Source organism: Micromonospora sp. NPDC020750, assembly GCF_044334565.1.
Taxonomy (GTDB): Bacteria; Actinomycetota; Actinomycetes; order Mycobacteriales; family Micromonosporaceae; genus Micromonospora.
In genome coordinates, this window is sequence record NZ_JBIRTH010000001.1 from 273,902 (window position 1) to 292,707 (window position 18,806).

25 protein-coding genes and 1 tRNA gene are annotated in these 18,806 nt (G+C 72.8%); 13 read left to right on the plus strand and 13 right to left on the minus strand.

Features of this window, described 5'->3' with window-relative positions; translation table 11 throughout:
- Positions 1-121: 121 nt before the first annotated feature.
- Positions 122-943 (plus strand): RecB family exonuclease, encoded by an 822-nt coding sequence (locus ACH4T9_RS01355; RefSeq protein ID WP_396669870.1) that lies wholly within the window; start codon positions 122-124, stop codon positions 941-943.
- 46 nt (positions 944-989) lie between these two features.
- On the opposite strand, the gene ACH4T9_RS01360 is transcribed toward ACH4T9_RS01355, so the two are convergent.
- Both ACH4T9_RS01360 and ACH4T9_RS01365 read right to left on the minus strand, forming a co-directional pair.
- A complete protein-coding gene (locus tag ACH4T9_RS01360; protein ID WP_396669228.1) occupies positions 990-1,838 on the minus strand; it encodes an oxygenase MpaB family protein in 849 nt (282 codons plus the stop codon).
- A 48-nt stretch (positions 1,839-1,886) separates the two neighbouring features.
- A complete protein-coding gene (locus ACH4T9_RS01365; RefSeq protein ID WP_396669229.1) occupies positions 1,887-2,315 on the minus strand; it encodes a Fur family transcriptional regulator in 429 nt (142 codons plus the stop codon).
- Positions 2,316-2,515: 200 nt separating this feature from the next.
- Between ACH4T9_RS01365 and ACH4T9_RS01370 the strand changes: the two genes are divergently transcribed.
- Positions 2,516-2,998 carry a DUF2231 domain-containing protein gene (locus tag ACH4T9_RS01370; RefSeq protein ID WP_396669230.1) on the plus strand — a complete coding sequence of 161 codons (483 nt, stop codon included), beginning with the start codon at positions 2,516-2,518 and terminating at the stop codon, positions 2,996-2,998.
- A 25-nt stretch (positions 2,999-3,023) separates the two neighbouring features.
- On the opposite strand, the gene ACH4T9_RS01375 is transcribed toward ACH4T9_RS01370, so the two are convergent.
- Positions 3,024-3,371 carry a hypothetical protein gene (locus ACH4T9_RS01375; RefSeq protein ID WP_396669231.1) on the minus strand — a complete coding sequence of 116 codons (348 nt, stop codon included), beginning with the start codon at positions 3,369-3,371 and terminating at the stop codon, positions 3,024-3,026.
- Between the two features lie 64 nt (positions 3,372-3,435).
- Between ACH4T9_RS01375 and ACH4T9_RS01380 the strand changes: the two genes are divergently transcribed.
- Entirely contained in the window at positions 3,436-3,621 is a 186-nt protein-coding gene (locus tag ACH4T9_RS01380) for a hypothetical protein (RefSeq protein ID WP_396669232.1), read from the plus strand.
- A gap of 28 nt (positions 3,622-3,649) precedes the next feature.
- Here the strand turns inward: ACH4T9_RS01380 and ACH4T9_RS01385 are convergent, their stop codons facing one another.
- The 3 genes from ACH4T9_RS01385 to ACH4T9_RS01395 all read right to left on the minus strand — a co-directional run bounded on the left by ACH4T9_RS01385 (position 3,650) and on the right by ACH4T9_RS01395 (position 5,468).
- Positions 3,650-4,150 (minus strand): flagellar biosynthesis protein FlgA, encoded by a 501-nt coding sequence (locus ACH4T9_RS01385; protein WP_396669233.1) that lies wholly within the window; start codon positions 4,148-4,150, stop codon positions 3,650-3,652.
- 193 nt (positions 4,151-4,343) lie between these two features.
- Entirely contained in the window at positions 4,344-4,763 is a 420-nt protein-coding gene (locus ACH4T9_RS01390) for an FmdB family zinc ribbon protein (protein ID WP_396669234.1), read from the minus strand.
- A gap of 18 nt (positions 4,764-4,781) precedes the next feature.
- Positions 4,782-5,468 (minus strand): 5-formyltetrahydrofolate cyclo-ligase, encoded by a 687-nt coding sequence (locus ACH4T9_RS01395; RefSeq protein WP_396669235.1) that lies wholly within the window; start codon positions 5,466-5,468, stop codon positions 4,782-4,784.
- Between the two features lie 85 nt (positions 5,469-5,553).
- Here ACH4T9_RS01395 and ACH4T9_RS01400 point away from each other — a divergent pair, with 85 nt between their 5' ends.
- From ACH4T9_RS01400 to ACH4T9_RS01425, 6 genes are all read left to right on the plus strand, one after another.
- Positions 5,554-7,818 carry a diguanylate cyclase gene (locus ACH4T9_RS01400; protein WP_396669236.1) on the plus strand — a complete coding sequence of 755 codons (2,265 nt, stop codon included), beginning with the start codon at positions 5,554-5,556 and terminating at the stop codon, positions 7,816-7,818.
- A gap of 9 nt (positions 7,819-7,827) precedes the next feature.
- Positions 7,828-8,829, plus strand: coding sequence for a UTP--glucose-1-phosphate uridylyltransferase (locus tag ACH4T9_RS01405; RefSeq protein ID WP_396669237.1), 1,002 nt, complete (start codon positions 7,828-7,830; stop codon positions 8,827-8,829).
- Complete coding sequence (gene glp, locus ACH4T9_RS01410; protein WP_396669238.1) at positions 8,826-10,130, plus strand: gephyrin-like molybdotransferase Glp; 1,305 nt, start codon at positions 8,826-8,828, stop codon at positions 10,128-10,130. The genes ACH4T9_RS01405 and glp overlap by 4 nt, the downstream gene beginning before the upstream one ends.
- A gap of 108 nt (positions 10,131-10,238) precedes the next feature.
- Positions 10,239-10,889, plus strand: a complete 651-nt coding sequence (locus ACH4T9_RS01415) for a GNAT family N-acetyltransferase (RefSeq protein ID WP_396669239.1) — start codon at positions 10,239-10,241, stop codon at positions 10,887-10,889.
- A 179-nt stretch (positions 10,890-11,068) separates the two neighbouring features.
- Positions 11,069-11,863, plus strand: a complete 795-nt coding sequence (locus ACH4T9_RS01420; protein ID WP_396669240.1) for a hypothetical protein — start codon at positions 11,069-11,071, stop codon at positions 11,861-11,863.
- Between the two features lie 179 nt (positions 11,864-12,042).
- Positions 12,043-12,116, plus strand: a tRNA-Ala gene (locus ACH4T9_RS01425).
- Between the two features lie 64 nt (positions 12,117-12,180).
- Here the strand turns inward: ACH4T9_RS01425 and ACH4T9_RS01430 are convergent.
- From ACH4T9_RS01430 to ACH4T9_RS01455, 6 genes are all read right to left on the minus strand, one after another.
- The gene (locus ACH4T9_RS01430) at positions 12,181-12,492 is read right to left on the minus strand and encodes a tyrosine-type recombinase/integrase (RefSeq protein WP_396669241.1); all 312 of its coding nucleotides are present in this window, start codon (positions 12,490-12,492) and stop codon (positions 12,181-12,183) included.
- 79 nt (positions 12,493-12,571) lie between these two features.
- Entirely contained in the window at positions 12,572-12,979 is a 408-nt protein-coding gene (locus ACH4T9_RS01435) for an arsenate reductase ArsC (RefSeq protein ID WP_396669242.1), read from the minus strand.
- Positions 12,980-12,996: 17 nt separating this feature from the next.
- Entirely contained in the window at positions 12,997-13,512 is a 516-nt protein-coding gene (locus tag ACH4T9_RS01440; protein WP_396669243.1) for a GNAT family N-acetyltransferase, read from the minus strand.
- Complete coding sequence (locus ACH4T9_RS01445; protein WP_396669244.1) at positions 13,509-13,739, minus strand: hypothetical protein; 231 nt, start codon at positions 13,737-13,739, stop codon at positions 13,509-13,511. Before ACH4T9_RS01445 ends, ACH4T9_RS01440 begins: the two co-directional genes overlap by 4 nt.
- Complete coding sequence (gene arsB / locus ACH4T9_RS01450) at positions 13,736-14,839, minus strand: ACR3 family arsenite efflux transporter (protein WP_396669245.1); 1,104 nt, start codon at positions 14,837-14,839, stop codon at positions 13,736-13,738. Before arsB ends, ACH4T9_RS01445 begins: the two co-directional genes overlap by 4 nt.
- Before the next feature lie 166 nt (positions 14,840-15,005).
- Positions 15,006-15,380 (minus strand): ArsR/SmtB family transcription factor, encoded by a 375-nt coding sequence (locus ACH4T9_RS01455; protein ID WP_396669246.1) that lies wholly within the window; start codon positions 15,378-15,380, stop codon positions 15,006-15,008.
- 78 nt (positions 15,381-15,458) lie between these two features.
- Between ACH4T9_RS01455 and ACH4T9_RS01460 the strand changes: the two genes are divergently transcribed.
- Together ACH4T9_RS01460 and ACH4T9_RS01465 are read left to right on the plus strand one after the other, a co-directional pair.
- Positions 15,459-15,605, plus strand: a complete 147-nt coding sequence (locus ACH4T9_RS01460) for a hypothetical protein (RefSeq protein WP_396669247.1) — start codon at positions 15,459-15,461, stop codon at positions 15,603-15,605.
- Between the two features lie 19 nt (positions 15,606-15,624).
- A complete protein-coding gene (locus ACH4T9_RS01465) occupies positions 15,625-16,080 on the plus strand; it encodes an ArsI/CadI family heavy metal resistance metalloenzyme (RefSeq protein WP_396669248.1) in 456 nt (151 codons plus the stop codon).
- Positions 16,081-16,405: 325 nt separating this feature from the next.
- Here ACH4T9_RS01465 and ACH4T9_RS01470 read toward each other — a convergent pair whose 3' ends face one another.
- Complete coding sequence (locus ACH4T9_RS01470) at positions 16,406-17,068, minus strand: hypothetical protein (RefSeq protein ID WP_396669249.1); 663 nt, start codon at positions 17,066-17,068, stop codon at positions 16,406-16,408.
- Between the two features lie 353 nt (positions 17,069-17,421).
- Here ACH4T9_RS01470 and ACH4T9_RS01475 point away from each other — a divergent pair, with 353 nt between their 5' ends.
- Both ACH4T9_RS01475 and ACH4T9_RS01480 read left to right on the plus strand, forming a co-directional pair.
- Complete coding sequence (locus tag ACH4T9_RS01475; protein ID WP_396669250.1) at positions 17,422-17,973, plus strand: RNA polymerase sigma factor; 552 nt, start codon at positions 17,422-17,424, stop codon at positions 17,971-17,973.
- Positions 17,970-18,770: a zf-HC2 domain-containing protein gene (locus tag ACH4T9_RS01480; protein WP_396669251.1), complete on the plus strand. Its 801-nt coding sequence runs from the start codon at positions 17,970-17,972 to the stop codon at positions 18,768-18,770. The genes ACH4T9_RS01475 and ACH4T9_RS01480 overlap by 4 nt, the downstream gene beginning before the upstream one ends.
- Positions 18,771-18,806: the final 36 nt, after the last annotated feature.

Here is an 18,806-nt window from a genome sequence, read left to right on the forward strand (position 1 = left end):
ACCGTCGTACCGGGGTGGCAGGATCGGTGGGGTGCGACGAGCCTCCTCACCCGGACGATCCACCTCCGCTCGGGCCCCCCGGGCCCGCGCCGGCCAGCCCGAGCAGCTCGGCTTCGACGGCATGCCGGAGCGGCTGTTCGTCTGCACGCCCAGCAAGCTCGGCGCGTACGCGGACTGCCCCCGCCGCTACCGCTACTCGTACGTCGACCGGCCGGCGCCGCCGAAGGGCCCGCCCTGGGCGCACAACTCGCTCGGCGCGAGCGTGCACACCGCCCTGAAGAACTGGTACGCGCTGCCCGCCGACCGTCGGCGACCGGAGGCGCTGGTCGCGCTGCTGAAGGGCACCTGGGTCCGCGACGGTTACCGCGACGACGAGCAGGAGCGGGAGGCCTACCGGCGGGCGCTGGGCTGGCTGGAGTCCTACGTCGACACCCTGGACCCGGAGGCCGAACCCGTCGGCGTCGAGCGGGTGGTGGCGGTCAAGACGGCGGTGCTGGCATTCAACGGCCGCACCGACCGGATCGACTCCCGACCCGGCCCCGACGGCCCGGAGCTGGTGATCGTGGACTACAAGACCGGCCGCGCCGGGACGGACGCCGACGACGCGCGCGGCTCCCAGGCGCTGGCCCTCTACGCGTACGCCGCCGAGCGGGTGTTCCGCCGGCCGTGCCACCGGGTGGAGCTGCACCACCTGCCCACGGGGACCATCGCGGCGCACGAGCACACCGCCGAGTCGCTGACCCGGCAGCTCACCCGCGCCGAGGAGACCGCGCGGGACATCATGGCCGCCGAGCGGGCGGTCGCCGACGGGGCCGACCCCGACGAGGCGTTCCCCACCACGCCCGGGCCGCGCTGCGGCTGGTGCGACTACCGCCGGACCTGCCCCACCGGCTCGCAGACGCCGGGCAAGGAGCCCTGGGCGGCGATGGAGCGCACGGCCTGACCGACACCGAGCCGCTGCGGTCGAGGCGGGCCAGGACCGGTGGGCATCAGGCGGCGACGCCGGCTGCCCGCGCCTTTGCGGCCTGCTGCAACGGACCCTCCCGCCAGCGGCGCGGCAGGGCCGCCAGGGCGAGCCGCAGGGCGCGCACGCTGAGGTCGGCCGACAGTTCGGTGGTCGGCAGCCCCAGCCCGCCGTACATCCGGCGGGCCCAGGGCGGCAGCAGCGCGAACGCGGTGCCGGCGACGCCGAGGTACGCGAACCGGGCCGGCCCGAGGCTCAGCCCGACGCGGGCCGGGAGGTTGAGCTTCCACGGGATCGGCGGAGCGGTGAGGAAGACGGCCGTCTCCGCCGCCTCCCGGGTGATCCGCAGGTCCGGCCGGACCCGCCGGTAGTACTCCGCCACCTCCGCGGCGGTGCCGGGCACGCCCGCCGGGTCCAGCCCGACCAGGGCCGCCACCCGGCGCTGCTCGCCGTAGTAGCCGTCCACCTCGGCGTCGGTCAGCCGCAGCCCGGCGCGGCGGGCGGTGCTGAGGAACGACTCCACCTCGGCCACGTGCACCCAGCGCAGCAACTCCGGGTCGTCGACGCGGAACTCCTCCCCGGTGGCCGGGTCGGTGGCGCGCAGCCGGGCGTGCAGCCGGCGTACCCGCGCCCCGGCGGCCTCGGCCTCGGCCGTGGTGCCGTAGATGGTGGTCGCCACGTACGTGGCGGTGCGGACCAGCCGCCCCCACGAGTCGGCGCGGTAGTCGCTGTTCTGCGCCACCCCGGCGACGGCCCGGGGATGCAGCGCCTGGAGGTAGAGCGAACGCAGGCCGGCGACGATCAGGATCGGCTCCTCGTGCACTTTCCACGTGACCGATCCCGGACCGAACAGGCCGAGGTCATCTGAGTCCACCCGACCAAGGGTGCCACGCCCCGAGCCCGGCCGGCGGGGCTGGTGGTGTCAGTCGTCGGCGGAGCGGCGGGACTGGCAGGCCGGGCAGAGCCCCCAGAAGGTGACCTCCGCCTCGTCCACCTCGAAGCCGTACGCGATGTTCGGGTCGAGGCACGGGGCCGCGCCGACCGCGCAGTCGATGTCGGCGATCTCGCCGCAACCCCGGCAGACCACGTGGTGGTGGTTGTCTCCGGCGCGCGCCTCGTAGCGGGCGGGGCTGCCGGCCGGCTCGATCCGGCGGGACAGCCCGGCCCGGGACAGCGCGCCGAGGACGTCGTAGACGGCCTGGGTGGAGACGGAGTCGAGGCGTTCCCGCACCCGGCGGGTGATCTCGTCGACCTCCAGGTGGCCGCCGGCGGCGAGGACGTCCAGCACGGCGAGGCGCGGCCGGGTGACCCGTAGGCCCCTCGACCGGAGCAGCTTCTCACCACCGGACATGAGGTCAATGACAACACGGCCCCCACCAGGCGACAAGCGAGCTCCTCGACCGGGTGGTCAGGGCCACAGCCAGCCATCGCCCGGGCCACGGGCTGAACCGGGCAATCGACGCGCGCGTGTACCCGTTCGTCAGCACTGCCGTGGCGTCGGGTCGTCGTACGCTGGCTGCCGCGGACCGCGTCCACTGCCGGAGGTGTCGGGTGTTCAGGGAGATCAACGGGCTGCCAGGCCACGTTCTGGTGATTCACGCCGCCGTGGTGTTCGTTCCGCTGCTGGCCGTGCTGGCCGCCGCTTACGGGTTGCTGCCGAGGTGGCGCCCCCGGCTCGGCTGGGCGGTGGCCACCCTCGCGGTGGTCACCCCGATCGTCACCTGGGTGGCGACGGAGTCGGGCGAGGCGCTGGAGGATGTGCTGCGCGAGAAGGGCTACCCGCCGCAGATTCTCGACCAGGTCCACGAGCACGCGGAGTACGGCGGGACGCTGCTCTGGTTCACCGTCGGCCTCGCCGTGGCGGCCCTTCTCCTGCTGCTGGTGACCCGCAACGACGACCGGGTCTCCCGGCTGCCCTCCTGGGCGCCCCTGCTGCTGACCGTGGTGGTGGTCGTGCTCGGGGTGGCCTCGCTGGTCTACGTCTACCTGACCGGCGACACCGGCGCCCAGGCTGTCTGGGGCGGCACCCTCTGACCGTCCGTGCGGCGAGCTGGCCCGGTCAGAAGATCGCCCGGGAGCAGAGCAGGCAGACCAGGGCGACCAGCACCACCGCTGCGGTCCCGCCGACGCTCCAGGTGACCCACTGGGCGCGCTGCTCCTCCACGTCCAACCCGGCCGTGTCCTGCGGAGGCAGGTGCCGGGGCGGCGCCGCCCGCAGGTGTACCGGGGGCCGCCAGCCGGGCGGCGGGGGCGTGGTGGGCGGCGGCCCGCCGTACCCGGGCGCCGGGCCGGGACTGTCGGCGCCGGCCGGCCGTTCCTGGCCGGGGGCCGCGCCGCCGCTGCCGGGGATGTTCGGCGGGCGGCGCCAGTAGTCGTCCTCGGGGCGGTCACCGCTGGGCGTCGTCACGCCGTCCGACGCTACCAACCCCGGGGCCGCGTGGCCGACCGGACGCGGGCCGGAACCGGTACTCTTGCCGCTCGTGAGCATCGACCCGGGGACGCAGGCGCGCGGCGACGACGACCGCGCCGTCGAGCTGAGCGACGAATTCGTGGTGCTGCCCGAGCAGACGGCCGACGACACCGACCGGGGTTGGGGCGAGCGGTCCGGCGGCAACGACGACTGGCTGCTCGCCGAGCGCCCGCCGCACTGGGCCTGAGCCCCGCCGTCTCCCGTCCCGCTCGGCGTCAGCCGCGGACCACGATGGCGAACCGGCTGCCCTCCGGCAGCCCGACGGTGCGCTGCGCCTGCTCCGGGCGTAGCGCCAGGTAGAGCGCCGAGGAGCCGTCCGCCGCGCCGGCCCCGACCACGTCGAGCACCAGCGCGCGGGACGCCAGCAGGTCGGCCTCGGCGGCCCGGCCGTCGGCCGGCACGGCGAGCAGGTCGACCCGGGCACCGGGGCGGACCACGGCGAGCGCGGCGGGTTCGGCCAGTCGGACCGGGACGCCGACCGCCCCGTCGGGCAGCGGCAGCGCGGACGGCGGGCCGCCGGTGGACGGCACCGGGCCCGGGCCGGGGGAGCCGGAGCCGCCCGGCGGTGACGGGCAGCCGGCCGGGGTCTGCAGGACCGCCGCGGCGAGCCCGAGGAGGGCGGCGACGAGGGCGGCACGCAGCAGCGCGGACCGTCCTGGAAGCCGGGGCCGGCGCACCGGCCGCAGTGATCCCGTGCCCGCCCCGGTGATCGCCATCCGGCCCTCCTGCCTGACCCGGGCGCCGTGGTGGCACCGGGGCACCCCGCCTCGCCCGGCACCGTGACGGCACCGGGAGCAGCAGGCTAGGCCGGGAAGAGCCGGCCCCGCCCGGATCGGGGCGGGGCCTGTGGACAACCGGGACGCCTGTGGAAAACCCCCACGCGGCGCGGCGATCTGCTAGGAAACCGGGTCAGGAGGAGCTGGAACCGCTGGCCGCCGGGGCCTTCGGCGTGCCGCCCGAGGACGACGACCCGGCCGCGCCGCCTGAGGACGACGACCCGGACGAGGCCGACGAGCCCGAGGACCCGCTGGTCGAGCCGCCGGACGTGCTCGACGACGACCCGGAGTCGCCGGACGACGAGTCGGACTTGGCCGGCTTTTCGGAGCCGCTCTTGGCCGGGTCGGCCCCGGAGCGGGAGTCGGTGCGGTAGAAGCCCGAGCCCTTGAAGACGATGCCGACCGAGTTGAAGACCTTGCGCAGCCGCCCCGCACACGCCGGGCACTCGGTCAGCGGCTCGTCAGAGAAGGACTGCACCGCCTCGAGCTGGTGACCGCACGCGGTGCAGGCGTACTGGTACGTGGGCACGTTCTCCTCCGGATGATCTGGCACGGCCGGTTGGCACTCGGCTCATTCGAGTGCCAATGGTGCGTCATCGGACCCGGGTTCGTCCAGCGGAAGTGCCGGGACCGACCCGGGGCCGCCTGTCAGCGTACGCAGCCCCGTCCCGGGGCCGACCACCGCGCGGACCGGCCGGTCGTGCGGCTCGACCGGGAGGTGTTCGCGTAGCTCACCGTCGTGCAGCAGGGCCACCGTCAGGGTCCTGTCGCCGACCCGGGCCAGCGCCCGGTCGTACGATCCGCCCCCGCGGCCCAGCCGTCGCCCGTGCCGGTCCACCGCCAAGGCCGGCACCACCACGAGCTGGGCGGCGGCGACCGCCGACCGGCCGAGCCGGGGGCCGGTCGGCTCCCGCAGCCCCCGCCCGGCCGCTACCAGGCAGCCGGGGCCGGTGTACGCCGCCCAGTCCAGGTCGAGGTCGTCGCACAGCACCGGCAGCAGCAGTTCGGCCCCGGGCACCAGCGCCGCCCGCAACGCCTCCGGCAGTTCCGGCCCGCCCGGCTCGGAGCCGACCGGGACGTACGCGGTCATCCGGGTCGGACGCAGCCGGCGGACCACCTCGACCAGCGCGGCCCGGACGCGCGCCGCCGCCTCGGCCCGGGCTGACGCGGGCAGCGCGCGGCGACGGGCGAGCAGTTCAACCCGGGCACTCCGCTTCGCCGCATGGGTCACTTCCGCGTCATCAGAAAAATCAGGCACGCAACACTCCTGACGCAACGTTTCCCACCCGGTCGCACTGTGTCAGCATCGCTAGCATCGGGCGCGGAACTTCCGGGGGGAAGCGTTGACGCTACGCGGGCGGTTGACGGCAGCCTTCCTCGCGGTGGTGCTCGGCCCGGTCCTGCTCGGCGCGCTTCTCGTCGGCTCGACCATGGCGGCCGTCGACCGCAGCCGCTCGGCGGAACGGCTCGGGCTGGCGGCGGCGAGCGTGCGTACCTCGGTCGACGCCCTCTGCCAGCAGTTGCGGGCGGCGGCCGACGCGGTCGCCCTCGTCGCCGACCAGGCCGGGCGGCCCGGCGCTGCCGGGCAGGTGGTGAGCCGGGGCCTGGCCGCCGCCGTGCTGGTCACCGACGTGGCCGGCGGCGTCCTCTACACCACCCCCGACGCCCTGGCCGGGCCCTGGCGGGACTGCTCCGCCGACGACCCCGCCGGTGGGCCGGTCCGCGCGCTCACCGCACGGGTCGGGCTGCGCGACCGGGCCGGCGTCGACCTGGGCGCGGTCGCCGCGGCCCAGCCGGTCGACCCGGGCTTCGTGGCCCGGCTGGCGGCGGTCACCGGCGTCGCGGTCACCCTCCTCGACGACGCAGCCGGCGGCGTCGCGCACACCACCGAGGACCCAGGGGTACGCGACGCGGTCCTCACCGCCGCGCGGAAGGTCACCGGGGACCGGGTCACCGAGACCGTGGACGGCCGGTACGTCCGCCGGGTGGGCCCGTCGCCGGGGCAGCCGCTGCCGCTGGTGCTCTCCGTGCCCAGCGAGCAGCCCCCCGGCCTGTACGCGGCGCTGGTCGGCGCGGTGGTGCTGGCCGGGCTGCTGGCGGTGGCGGTGGCCTGGCGGCTGGCCCGGGTCACCACCCGGCCGCTGGTCGAGCTGGCCGGCGGGGTGGACCGGGTGGCCCGCGGCGATTTGGGCGCCCGGGTGCCGGTGCGCAGCCGCGACGAGATCGGCCGGCTCGCCGCCGCGTTCAACCGGATGACCCGGGAGACCGATTCCTACGTGCAGGCGCTCACCAGCAGCCGGGACCAGTTACGCGGGCATCTCGCGGTGCTCGGCGACACCCTGGCCAGCACCCACGACCTGCAACGCATCCTGCGGGTGATCCTGCACAGCGCGATCGCCGCGACCGGGGCCCGGGCCGGGGCGGTGCTGCTGGTCGACGGCGGGGTACTGGTGGGGCGGTGCTCCGAAGGGCTGGACGGGCGCTGGCCCGCCGCCGGGGCGCTGCCGGACGCCGCCGACCCGGCGCGGCCCGCCGGTGCCGACCCGGCGGCGCTTCGGGTACCGGTGGGGCGCGGGGTGGTCGGCGCGGTGGCGGCCACCGGTGAGCCGTGCCGGGGCCGCGTCGATCCGGCGGCCGAACCGACCGGGGAGCCGCGCTGCGAGACGTACGTCGCGGTGCCCTTCGCCACCCCCGGCGGTCTCGCCGAACGGGCCGGCGCGGAGCCGGCGGCGGCGCTCGGCGTGCTGGTCCTCTACGACCGGCTCGGCGGGGACGAGTTCGACGACGACGACCTGGTCACCCTGCGCACCTTCGCCGGGCACGCGGCCGTGGCGGTGGACAACGTCCGGGTGCACGAGGAGGCCCAGCGGCTGTCGCTGACCGACCCGCTCACCGGGCTGTGGAACTACCGTTACCTGCGCGAGTCGATCCGCCGGGAGGTCGAGCGGGCCAGCCGGTTCGGCCGGATGCTCAGCGTCCTCGCGCTCGACCTGGACCGCTTCAAGACGGTCAACGACACCTGGGGGCACGCCGCCGGGGACGCGGTGCTCGCCGAATTCGCCCGCCGGCTCCGGGGCGAGATCCGCGAGGTGGACCTGGCCTTCCGCCAGGGCGGGGAGGAGTTCGTGCTGCTGCTGCCGGAGACCGACGCCCGGGGCGCGACCATCGTGGCCGAGCGGCTCGGCGCGGCCGTGCGGGACACCCCCGTCGCGTTGGACGGGCCCGGCGGGGTGACCATCGGGGTGACCGTCTCCGTCGGCATCGCCGTGTATCCGGACCACGCCACCACCGGCCAGCAGGTTCTCGACGCCGCCGATGCCGCCCTGTACGCGGCCAAGGCGGCCGGCCGGGACGTCTGGCGGCTGGCCGAGGCACGGCCCTGGCCCCCGGTGGAGGAGATCGCCGTGCCGGCCGCCGCGGTCAGCCCCTCCGACGGGCTGCCCCGGGCGGGCGCGGCGATCGACGGGCGGGAGTCCCCGGCCCGCGTCGCGGCGGCGGTCGGCCCGGCCGACCCGGACGCCGCGCGCCCCGATGTGCCGGTGGCGCGGTCCGGGCCGGGCGGCGCGTCTTCCGGTCCTCACCCGTCGCGGCACGCCCGTGGCCGATAGTCTCGCGACATGTCGGAGCACTCAGCGAACCCCTCACCGGCCGTTGCAACCGGTCGTTCCCGCGCCGTCAAGGCCGTCATCCCCGCTGCCGGCCTGGCCACCCGGTTCCTGCCGGCGACCAAGGCGGTGCCCAAGGAACTGCTGCCGGTGGTCGACCGGCCGGTGCTCCAATACATCGTCGAGGAGGCCACCCAGGCCGGCATCGGCGACGTGCTGCTGATCACCGGGCGCGGCAAGACATCGATGGTGGACCACTTCGACCGTCGGCCGGACCTGGAGGCCCGGCTGGAGGCCAAGGGTGACACCGAGCGGCTGGCCGCCGTGCGCGGGCCCAGCGAACTGGCCGAGATCTACACCTGCCGCCAGCCCGAGCAGCTCGGCCTCGGCCACGCCGTCGGGTACGCCGAGTCGCACGTCGGGGACCAGCCCTTCGCGGTGCTGCTCGGCGACGAGTTCGTCAAGCCGTCCGAGCCGCTGCTACCGGCGATGCTGGAGCTTCAGGCCCGCACCGGTGGCGTCGTGCTGGCCTTCTTCGAGGTCGACCCGGCCGAGACGAAGCGGTACGGCATCGCCTCCGTCGAGCCGGCCGAGGCGGAGCTGACCGACATCGGCGAGGTCGTGAAGGTCACCGGCATGGTCGAGAAGCCGAAGCCGGAGGACGCCCCGAGCAACCTCGCAGTCCTCGGCCGGTACGTGCTGCCGGGGCGGATCTTCGACGCGATCCGGCGGACGAAGCCGGGCAGCGGCGGGGAGATCCAGCTCACCGACGCGATGGAGCTGCTGCGCACCGAGGGCGTGCCGGTGCACGCGATCGTCTACCGGGGCACCCGCTACGACACCGGCATGCCGCTGGGGTACCTCCAGACCGTGGTGCAGATCGCCGCCGAGCGGGAGGACCTCGGGGCCGAGTTCCGCGCGTGGCTCGGCGAGTTCGTCAACAAGGGCGACGAGACCGTCACCGCGGCGATCCTGAACGGGATGCGCGAGGGGTCGGGCGGTCCTAATACATGACCGCGACGGCCGACGCCGAGGCGGCCGCGAACGAGTTGACGCCGCTCGCCGACTACCTGGGCAGCGTGCTGCGCAGGTTACGCGCGCTGCCTCCGCTCGACCTCGACCTCACCCAGGCGTACGGCAACGTCCTCGCCGAGGACGTCGTCGCGCCGCACTCCTTCCCGGCCTTCGACCAGGCGGCCGTGGACGGGTACGCGGCCCGCTGGGAGGACCTCTCCGGCACGGGCCGGGCGGCCGGGTACCACCCTGGCCCGTCCGGGTCCCGCACCGTGCGGCTGAACGTGGTCGGCGACCTCGGCGCGGCGAGCTGGCGTCCGGTCCGGCTCACCCCGGGCTCCTGCTTCTCCGTCGCGGCCGGGGCGCCGCTGCCGATCACCGCCGACGTGGTGGTGCCGGTGGAGTGGACCGACCAGGGCATGGCCGCCGTGGAGATCTTCCGCACCCCCAAGCGGGGGTACGGGGTACGCCGCGCCGGTGAGGAACTGCCCGCCGGGACGCTGCTCGCCCGCGCCGGCACGTACGTCTCCCCGGCCCTGGTCGCGGTGTTCGCCGCCACCGGCATCGGGCACGTGGTGGTCCGGCCCTGCCCCCGGGTGGTGGTCGTGGCCACCGGCGACGAGCTGGTCGACGTGGGCCGGGGCAGCCAGCCCGGCCAGGTGGTGGACGCCAACTCCCACGCGCTGACCGCCGCCGCGGCCGAGGTCGGGGCGCTGGCGTACCGGGTGGGTATCTGCGACGACGACCCGGAGGGGCTGCGCGGGCTGCTGGAGGATCAGACCCTGCGCGCCGACCTGATCATCACCACCGGCGGCACCGGCACCGGGCCGGGCGACATGGTGCGCCGGATCCTGTCCCGCCGGGAGGGCGGCCGGGCCGGGCCGGTCACCTTCACCGAGGTGGCCCTGTATCCCGGCACCGCCCTCGGGTTCGGTACGGTCGGCGCCGAGGAGGTGCCGGTGGTCTGTCTTCCCGGTGAGCCCGGCGCGGCGCTGATCGGCTTCGAGGTGCTGGCCCGCCCCGCCATCAACCTGCTGGCCGGGGCCGAGCCGGTGTTCCGGCCGAGCGTCCGCGCGCATCTGCTGGAGACCATCACCTCGCCCGGCGGGCTGCGCGAGTTCCGGCCCGCGCACGTCGCCGAGCGGCGCGGTGGCGGCTACACCGTCCAGCCGTTGTCGGGCGGCCCGTTCACCCTGTCCGGGCTGGCCGAGGCGAACGGGCTGATGGTGCTCGGCGAGCGGGTCACCGCCGCCGCCGCCGGCTCCACCGTGGACGTCCTCCTGCTGGACCGGCGCCGGTGAGCGCGAGGAGTGAGCTTGCGAGCCCCGCAGTCACGAGCGGAGGGCGGGCTCGGTGAGCGCGAGGAGTGAGCTTGCGAGCCCCGCAGTCGCGAGCGAAGGGCGGGCTCGGTGAGCCTGTTGCGGGCCGGGCGGTCGCCGGGCTGGCCGGTGGTGCTCGTGGACGGCCCGGTGCTGCTGCGGCCGTACCGACGCTCGGACGCGGCGGCCTGGTCGGAGGTGCGCCGCGCCAACCGGGCCTGGCTGACCCCCTGGGAGTCCGCGCTGCCCGGGAGCTGGGACGAGATGAACTCGCCGGCCGCGTTCCGCTGGGTGCACCGGGACCAGCGCCGTTCGGCGCGTACCGGCGAGGGGATGCCGTTCGCGGTCTGCCTGCGCGAGCAGGAGCGGGAGCGGCTGGTCGGGCACCTCAACATCGGCAGCATGGTCCGGCGGGCGTTCTGCTCCGCGTACGCCGGATACTGGGTGGACTCGCGGGTCGCCGGGCAGGGGGTCATCCCCACCGCGCTGGCGCTCGCGGTGGACCACGCCTTCGGCCCGGGTGGGCTGCACCGGATCGAGGTGAACATCCGGCCGGAGAACAAGCCGTCCCGCCGGGTGGTGGAGAAGCTGGGCTTCCGTGAGGAGTCGTACCACGTGCGTTACATGCACATCGACGGCGCCTGGCGTGACCACATTGGATACGCCATGACCAGCGAAGAAGTGGCCGCCGAGGGCGGCCTGTTGGCCCGCTGGCACCGGCTGCGCGCGACCGCCGGGTGAAGCGGCCCACCTGCGCCTGATCGGCGCGGCGCACAATCAAGACGGTCGGCGGCCCGTAACCTCAAGTAACTGCAAGCTGTGGCAAGCGTTGCCCGCCCGCATGATCGACCGCCAGGAAGGCGATTTGTCGAAGATCCTGCGGCCGTGCGGCGGTTGTCCCGAACTCGGTGACGGGAGGGATGAGGGTGCCGACCTCGGTGCTCCTCGCCGTCCTCGCCGCCGCCGGTTTGCTCGCCCTCGCGCCGGCCCTGGTTCGTCGGTACGACGCCACCGAGCGGCTGGTGGCGGAGCGGGCGCAGTCGACGGCGCGGGTGCTCCAGCGCCGCCGGCGGGGCCGCACTGTCCCCGGCCGCCGACCGGTCAACCCCTCCCGGGCACTCGTTGTCACCCTAAGTGAGGACACGAACACGGGTGGTCTGTCCGCCCCGGTCTCCGCACCGCCCGCCGTGGGCCGCAGGCGGCGTCGGTTGAGCGCCGTCCCGTCGGCGGCGAAGTCCCGTCGACGGGCCGCGCCCCGGCGTCGCCAGCACACCCCGGCGATCTACCGCCGCCGCCGGGTTCTGGCCGCCCTGCTGCTGCTCAACTTCGTCGAACTGATCGGCGTGGCCGTGGTCGGCCCCGGGTTCTGGATCAGCTTCTCGGTCACCGCGACGCTGCTGGTGACGTACGTCGTACACCTGCGCAAGCTGGCGCTGGTCGAGCGCCGCCGGCGGCGGGCCCAGGCCCGGGAGGCGGCGTGGCTGGCCGCCCGCCATGCCGAGGTGCGCCGCGAGCAGGCCCGCCGCGCGGCGGCCCGCCGGGAGGCGCAGCGCCGACTGGCGGCCCAGCGCGAGGCGGTACGCCGCAGGGCGATGGGCCTGGACCGCCCGGCCGACCTGCCGCCCGCGGCCAGCGGCGGCTCGGTGTCGTACCGGCGTACGGGCGGCCTGCGGGGCCGCCCGTACCAGTCGGGCCGCACCTCCCACTCGGCCTGACCCCCGCTCGGGTGTTCTGGAGCGATCTTGGAAGATTTCGGCCCTCCCGGGGGCCGTTTTCTACCAAGATCGGGATGGCTGGTGGGGCGGATTCGCTCGGCGGACAGGTGTGCTGTTAGTCTTGCTGCCGGCCCGCCCGGTGAAAGCCGGGTGGGACCGAAGCCGGTTCGCCGGTGGAGGGGGCTGTGGCGCAGTCCGGTAGCGCACCTCGTTCGCATCGAGGGGGTCAGGGGTTCGAATCCCCTCAGCTCCACCCAGAACGTCAATGGCCAGCGGAAACGCTGGCCATTGATCGTTTGGCACAGATCCGGCACAACTCAGCCCGGAAGGCCCGCCCCGGAGCGGGTGCCCGCAGCCTCCCGAAGCGCCGTGCTGACGATGTTCCGGCGACGGTTCTTCTTTGGCCACCAGTGCACGTACGTCTCCAGCGTGATTCGCAAGCTGGAGTGCCGGAGCGCGTTCTGCACGTCGGTGGGGTCGGCACCCGAGGTGATCAGGCGAGTGGCGAAGTAGTGCCGCAGGGAGTGAAAGGTGCCTTCGTCGGGCCATCCCGCCGCCTTGCGCCAGCCACGCCACAGCTCCGACCACCGTTGTTCATGAAGCGGCTTGCCCTGTTCGTCGGTGAACAACAGCGGGGACCGCCCGCCGCTTCGGCTGCTTGCCCGGGTCGGGAGTTCCCGCGTAGACCGAGCTGGCGAGCCGGGTTGCTCAGCCTTGAGGCTCGATGCTGGCGAGCAGGTCGGTAACTCGGGTCTTGATGTCGTCGCGGATCTGACGGACGACGTCGAGGGGCTGGCCGGCAGGGTCGGTGAGCTTCCAGTCCTCGTAGCGCTTGCCGGGGAAGACGGGGCAGGCATCGCCGCAGCCCATGGTGACGATGACATCGTTGGCTTCGGCGGCATCCCAGGTGAGCCGGGCTGGAATCTGACCGGTGATGTCGACACCCACCTCGCGCATTGCCTCGATGGCCACGGCGTTGATCTGGTCGGCCGGTTCGGACCCAGCGGAGCGGACCTCGACGGTGTCGCCAGAGAGGTGGCGGAGCCAGCCGGCGGCCATCTGGGAGCGGCCGGCGTTGTGGACGCAGACGAACAGGACGCTGGGCTTGTCGTTCATCGGTGATGTTCTTCCTGTCAGATAAAGATCGGGCTGCGGCGTTCGATGAGGGTGACGTCGCGCCAGGTGCCGTGGTGGCGGCCGATGCGTTCGCGGGTGCCGACGGTGCGGAAGCCGCAGGCGGTATGTAGGGCGAGGCTGGCGGTGTTCTCGGGAAAGACGCCGGATTGGATGCTCCAGATGCCCGCCTGCTCGGTGGAGGCGATCAGGGCGTTGAGCAGGAGGCGGCCGATTCCTTGGCTCTGGGCGTCGGGGTGGACGTAGACGGAGTGCTCGACAACCCCGGCGTAGACGCACCGGTCGGAGACGGCGGAGCAGGCAACCCAGCCGAGGACGCAACCGGTGGGGTCGACGGCCACCCAGCGGTGACCGGGTAGCCGGCTGGCGGTGAACTGCTCCAAGGTAGGTGGTTCGGTTTCGAAGGTGGCGTTGCCGGTGGCGATGCCAAGCCGGTAGATCTCCAGTACGGCGTTGGCGTGCTCATCGCCCATGGCGGCGATGGTGAATCCGGTGGTGCTGGTGGGGGCGGTCATCGGTTCTTCTGGGTGAGGTGCGGCACGACGACGGCGCCGACGGAGTCTGCGGCGTGGGGGTACCAGGCGGCGACGGCGACCAGGCCGCCAACGAGTTGGGTGGCGACGAAGCCGGGCACTGAGGCCGGGGCGATGCCGGCGAAGATGTCGGTGAAGGCCCGGCCGATGGTAGCGGCGGGTTTGGCGATTATCTGGACGGGTGTCAAGCCCAGCAGGTGGACCGTCATGGGCGTGCCGCGCTGGTGGTGGCCGCGTCGTTGGCGGGGAACAGGCGTTGGCGCAGGGCGAGGCTGACGTAGACCAGGGCGACGAGGACGGGCACTTCGATGAGTGGGCCGACTACGCCGGCGAGGGCTTGGCCGGAGGTGACACCGAAGGTGCCGATGGCCACGGCGATGGCGAGTTCGAAGTTGTTGCCGGCGGAGGTGAAGGCGAGGGTGGTGGTGCGCTGGTAGTTCAGGCCGATGCTGCGGCCGAGGGCATAGGAGCCGGCCCACATGATGGCGAAGTAGGCCAGGAGTGGCAGGGCGATGCGGGCCACGTCCCAGGGTTGGGAGGTGATGGCGTCGCCTTGCAGGGCGAAGAGGATCACGATGGTGAACAGCAGGCCGTAGAGCGCGACCGGTCCGATCTTGGGTAGGAACGCGGATTCATACCAGGCGCGGTCTTTGGTGCGTTCGCCGAGCCGGCGGGTGAGGTAGCCGGCCAGCAGCGGGACACCGAGGAAGATCAGGACGTTGCGGGCGATGTCCCAGCCGGAGATGTCGAGGTGCGCGCCGGGCAGGTGCAGCCAGTTCGGCAGCACGGTGAGGTAGAACCAGCCAAGTAGGCCGAAGGCGAGGACCTGGAACACGGAGTTGAGGGCGACCAGGACGGCGGCGGCTTCGCGGTCGCCGCAGGCGAGGTCGTTCCAGATGATGACCATGGCGATGCAGCGGGCGAGGCCGACGATGATCAGGCCGGTGCGGTATTCGGGTTGGTCGGCCAGGAAGATCCAGGCGAGGGCGAACATGACGGCGGGGCCTAGGATCCAGTTGAGGATCAGCGAGGAGATCAGCAGCCGACGGTCGCTGGTGACGGTGTCGAGCCGGTCGTAGCGGACTTTCGCCAGAACCGGATACATCATGATGAGGAGTCCGAGGGCGATCGGCAGGGAGATGCCGCCGATCTTCACCGAGTCCAGGGCGCTGTTCAGCCCGGGGACGAGCCGGCCGAGCAGCAGGCCGACGACCATGGCCAGGCCGATCCAGGCGGGCAGCAGCCGGTCCAAGCGGGACAGCCGGGCGACCACCGCTTGGGGTGGGGACGTGGTGTCGGCGGCGGTCATCAGCACTCCCGGAGAGATTCGGTGTTGGTGCGGGCGCGGCGGCCCGCACGGTGAGGCGGGCGGAGGCCTCGATCGTGTCGGGCAGCAGCCGGTAGTAGGTGAACCGGCCGCGTGGCTCGGTGGACACCAGGCCCGCGTCGTGTAGTACACGCAGGTGGTTGGAGTCTCACGCTGCGGTGTCGGCGGCCGGGGCGGTGGAGATGTCCAGCAACGCGCCGAGCTGCCGGAACGCCTCCGGCTTCACCCGGTACCACACCCAGGTGCCGCGTCGGTCGGCCTCGACCAGGCCGGCCTCGCGTAACACCTTGAGGTGGTGGGAGATGGTCGGCCCGGACAGGTCGAACGCCGGGGTCAGGTCGCAGACGCAGATCTCCGGCACGGAGGCGATCATCGACATCAACCGCAGCCGGATCGGGTCGCCCAACGCCTTGAACATCGGCGCGACCACCGCCGCTTGATCGGCCTCTAGGGGGCGGACGTCGATCGGTGAGCAGCAGGCCACGGCTTGGAGGTCCACCACCGGCAGCGCTTGTTTCGACATGACTCTAGGTTGACATATATCGAAACAGGGTGCAACGTAGGTCCTGCTTCGAAAAGCATCTAGGTAAGGGTGATGCTCATGCTGTTCTCCCGTCGTCGCAACACCCACGTCCGAGATGTGACGCTCTGCGAGTCGTGCGGGCAGGTCTGCACTGCGGATTGCCACGCCGACGCCCGTTACGAGCGCGCCCGCACCACCGCTCTCACCAGCTACCACATCCGCTAAATCCGTCAGGAGGGGAACCATGTCTCGCGTCCAGCTCGCCCTTCGTGTATCCGACCTCGAAGGCTCCATCGCCTTCTACTCGAAGTTGTTCAACACCGAGCCGGCCAAGCTTCGCCCCGGTTATGCCAACTTCGCCATCGAGAACCCGCCGCTGAAGCTCGTGCTCCTGGAGGGCGAGGCCGACCAGCCCACCGTGATGGACCACCTGGGCGTCGAGGTGTTCAGCACCGACGAGGTCGACGCTGCCACCAAGCGCCTCACCGACTCCGGCCTGATCACTCTCGAAGAGAACAGCACCGAATGCTGCTACGCCCTCCAGGACAAGGTGTGGGTACGCGGCCCCGGCAACGAGCCCTGGGAGGTCTACACCGTCAAGGCTGACTCCGATCACCTGGAAAAGGTCGCCGCAGATGCCTGCTGCACCCCGGACGCCGCGAAGGAGCCAGCCGTGACGGGTACCGCAAACTGCTGCTGACGGCGCGGCGGCGAGATACAGACCAACCCGCCCGCAACGCCTGGCTTCCGCTTGAAGTGCGAGCCAGGCGGCGGGCGGGATGGCGGCAGAAGCAGGGCTACCTGGCGGGGGCCGCGCAAGATCAACAGGCACAAATCCGGCACAACTGAGACCGAAAACCCGTGTATAAAGTCGAGAAGCGCTGACCGTTACGGCCCTACTCAGACGCTAGATCTGCCCGGTTCGGTGGGATCTTTGCCCGCCCGCCGGCCGTTTCCGGTAGTCGGAGACGGCCTTTTTCGATCTTGTACAGCAGAGCGCAGCAGTTCGGGCGCAGGCCGGGAGACTACGGGCCCCACCTGTCGGCGTAGGGCAGCGTGAGCAGCCGTACCTGGTCGTGCAACTCGGCCGCTGCCTCGTGCTCCCGTAGCGCGGCCGGCGCGTGCCGTAGCACCCACAGTGACAGCGCGGGGCACCAGGTGTCCTCGTCGTGCCAGCTCGACCAGGGGAGATCGTCGCGTAGTAGGTCGTACATCCACTCGTCCACGGCCATGACCAGCCGCCGCCGCGCCACCGTGACGGTGAGCGACTCTGCCCAGATGGTCAACCACGGGACGACCTCTGTGGTGATCTCGGCGAGGAGCGTCAGGGCGTCGTGGGCGGGCACCTTCGCGTCGGGCTCGACCAGGACGTGCAGCCACCAGGCGTTCAGGAATTCCCGCAGGGCGTCACGTTGCGCGGTGGGCCACTCCTGCCGGCTACCGGCGGTGAACAGACCTCCCAGGCACCCCATCCCGCCCATCGGCTCTACTGTGCCTGCCACGATGCCCTGGGTCAGTTGGGGCAGGATCCGGCGTAGCAGTGGACCCGGGTAGCGCCAGTCCGTGGTGAAGTACGTGCGGCGGAGCAGCTCGTCGTCAAGCGACACGTCCGGGGTCTTGAGCAGTGCCAACTCCTCCGCGCTACCCCAGTGGCACTCGCAGTTGGACTCCTGCCAGTGGGCGGTCATGCCCCGGAATGTGGCGGCCACGCCCGCCAGCGCCGCATCCAGGCGGCGGGTCACATCAGTCGGATTAGGGGTCACGGCGGGTCCGCCTTCGAGGACTCCGGAGGCGTACACCTGCCGAAGGGGAGGATATTGCCATAGAACCCGCGCGTGCAGGGTCAGGCGGAGCCGCTCTGAGGTCCGCCGCGCCTCGTGACGGAAATCCCGACGTCTCCACGCTGTGATTACCTCGTGAAACGTTGCACGCATGCGGGCGGTGACTGTATCCCCGGAGACATGGCGCTGTTTGATGACTGTGTGACCTATGTCACGTCGGCTGGGGAAACCACGGGCGGGAGGCTGTCGTCTTGCCGGTTGTGAGACGAAGTCTGGACGCGGCCGACGAGGACGAACTCGTGCGCCGCACCGCAGCCGGGGACCGGCGCGCATTCGACGAGCTGTACCGGCGTACGTCGCCGTGGCTGCTTGCCCGGTTGCGCCGCCGGTGTGCCGACGACGACGTGGTCGCAGACGTGATGCAGGAAACCTACCTGGCTGTCTGGCGGGCTGCGGGTAGCTTCGCCGGCTCGGCAACGTCGGGCAGCGCGGTCGGCTGGCTGTGGACCATCGCCGCCCATCGCCTCGTCGACGCGTTCCGCCGGAGGGCCCGGCAGAACCAGCTCCCGGCGGTACCTCTCGCCGAGACGGTCGCCCCCACCGCCGAGGACGAAGTCATGGCGGGGCGGGTCGGCCAGGAGCTGGAACAGGCCCTGCTTACGCTGCCGCCCGAGGCGCGGCAGGTCCTGCGGGCAATGGTTCTCGACGGGCTCTCGGTGCGTGAGACCTCCCTGCTGCTGGGTGTCCCGGAAAACACGGTGAAGTCGCGGGCCCGGCGGGCCCGGATCGCTCTTCGGGAGGCGCTGTCATGACCACACATCCGAGTCCCGCGGTGATCGCCCGCTACGCCGACCGGGAGACGAGCCTCGACGAAGCCACGGTGTGGTCGGTTGAGGCGCATCTGGAGAACTGCGCGGACTGCCGCGCCCAGATGGCCAGCAGCACGACGGACGAATCGCGGGACCTGCTCGCTCGGGTCGCCGCCAGCGTGGACCACGTCATCGCCGCCGGACCGGCTCCGGCCGGCCGCCCGAGCTGGTTGGCGGCCCGGAACCGCTGGCTGGTCTGGCATTCGGTGCCGTGGCTCATCATGACGGTGGCGGTTCTGGGCTGTGCGGTCCTGCTCGACGTACTGCAATCCAGCTTGCCGTCGGTGGTGTCGCTGCTGGCTCCGGTGGCGCCGCTTCCGGCGGTGGCGATCGCGTGGAGCCGGCGTCACGATCCGGCCTGGGAACTGGTCGCCGGCACGCCGGCTGCCGGACTGGCGATGCTGCTGAGACGTACGGCCGGGGTGCTCGCCGTGGTCGTGCCGGCGCTCGCGTTGGCGAGTACCCGTACCGGAGTCTCCCTGGCCATGACGCTGCTGCCGTGCGTGGCCTTCACCGCGGCGACCATCGCGCTGGGCGCCTTTGTCGGCGTACGCCGGGCCGCTGCCGGGCTCGGCACTGCCTGGGCGCTTGCCGTGGTGGTGCCGGCCGTGGTCACCGCCCAGCTGCCGGCGGTGCTGCAACCGGGCAGTTCCGGCGTGTGGGCGCTGCTCGCCCTGACGCTGGCCGGTCTGGCCGCGACCCGGGCCGGCAACTTCCGCCAGCTGACCAGCCACAACTGATCTGTCGGGCACTGCCCGTCTTCGAAAGGACTGATG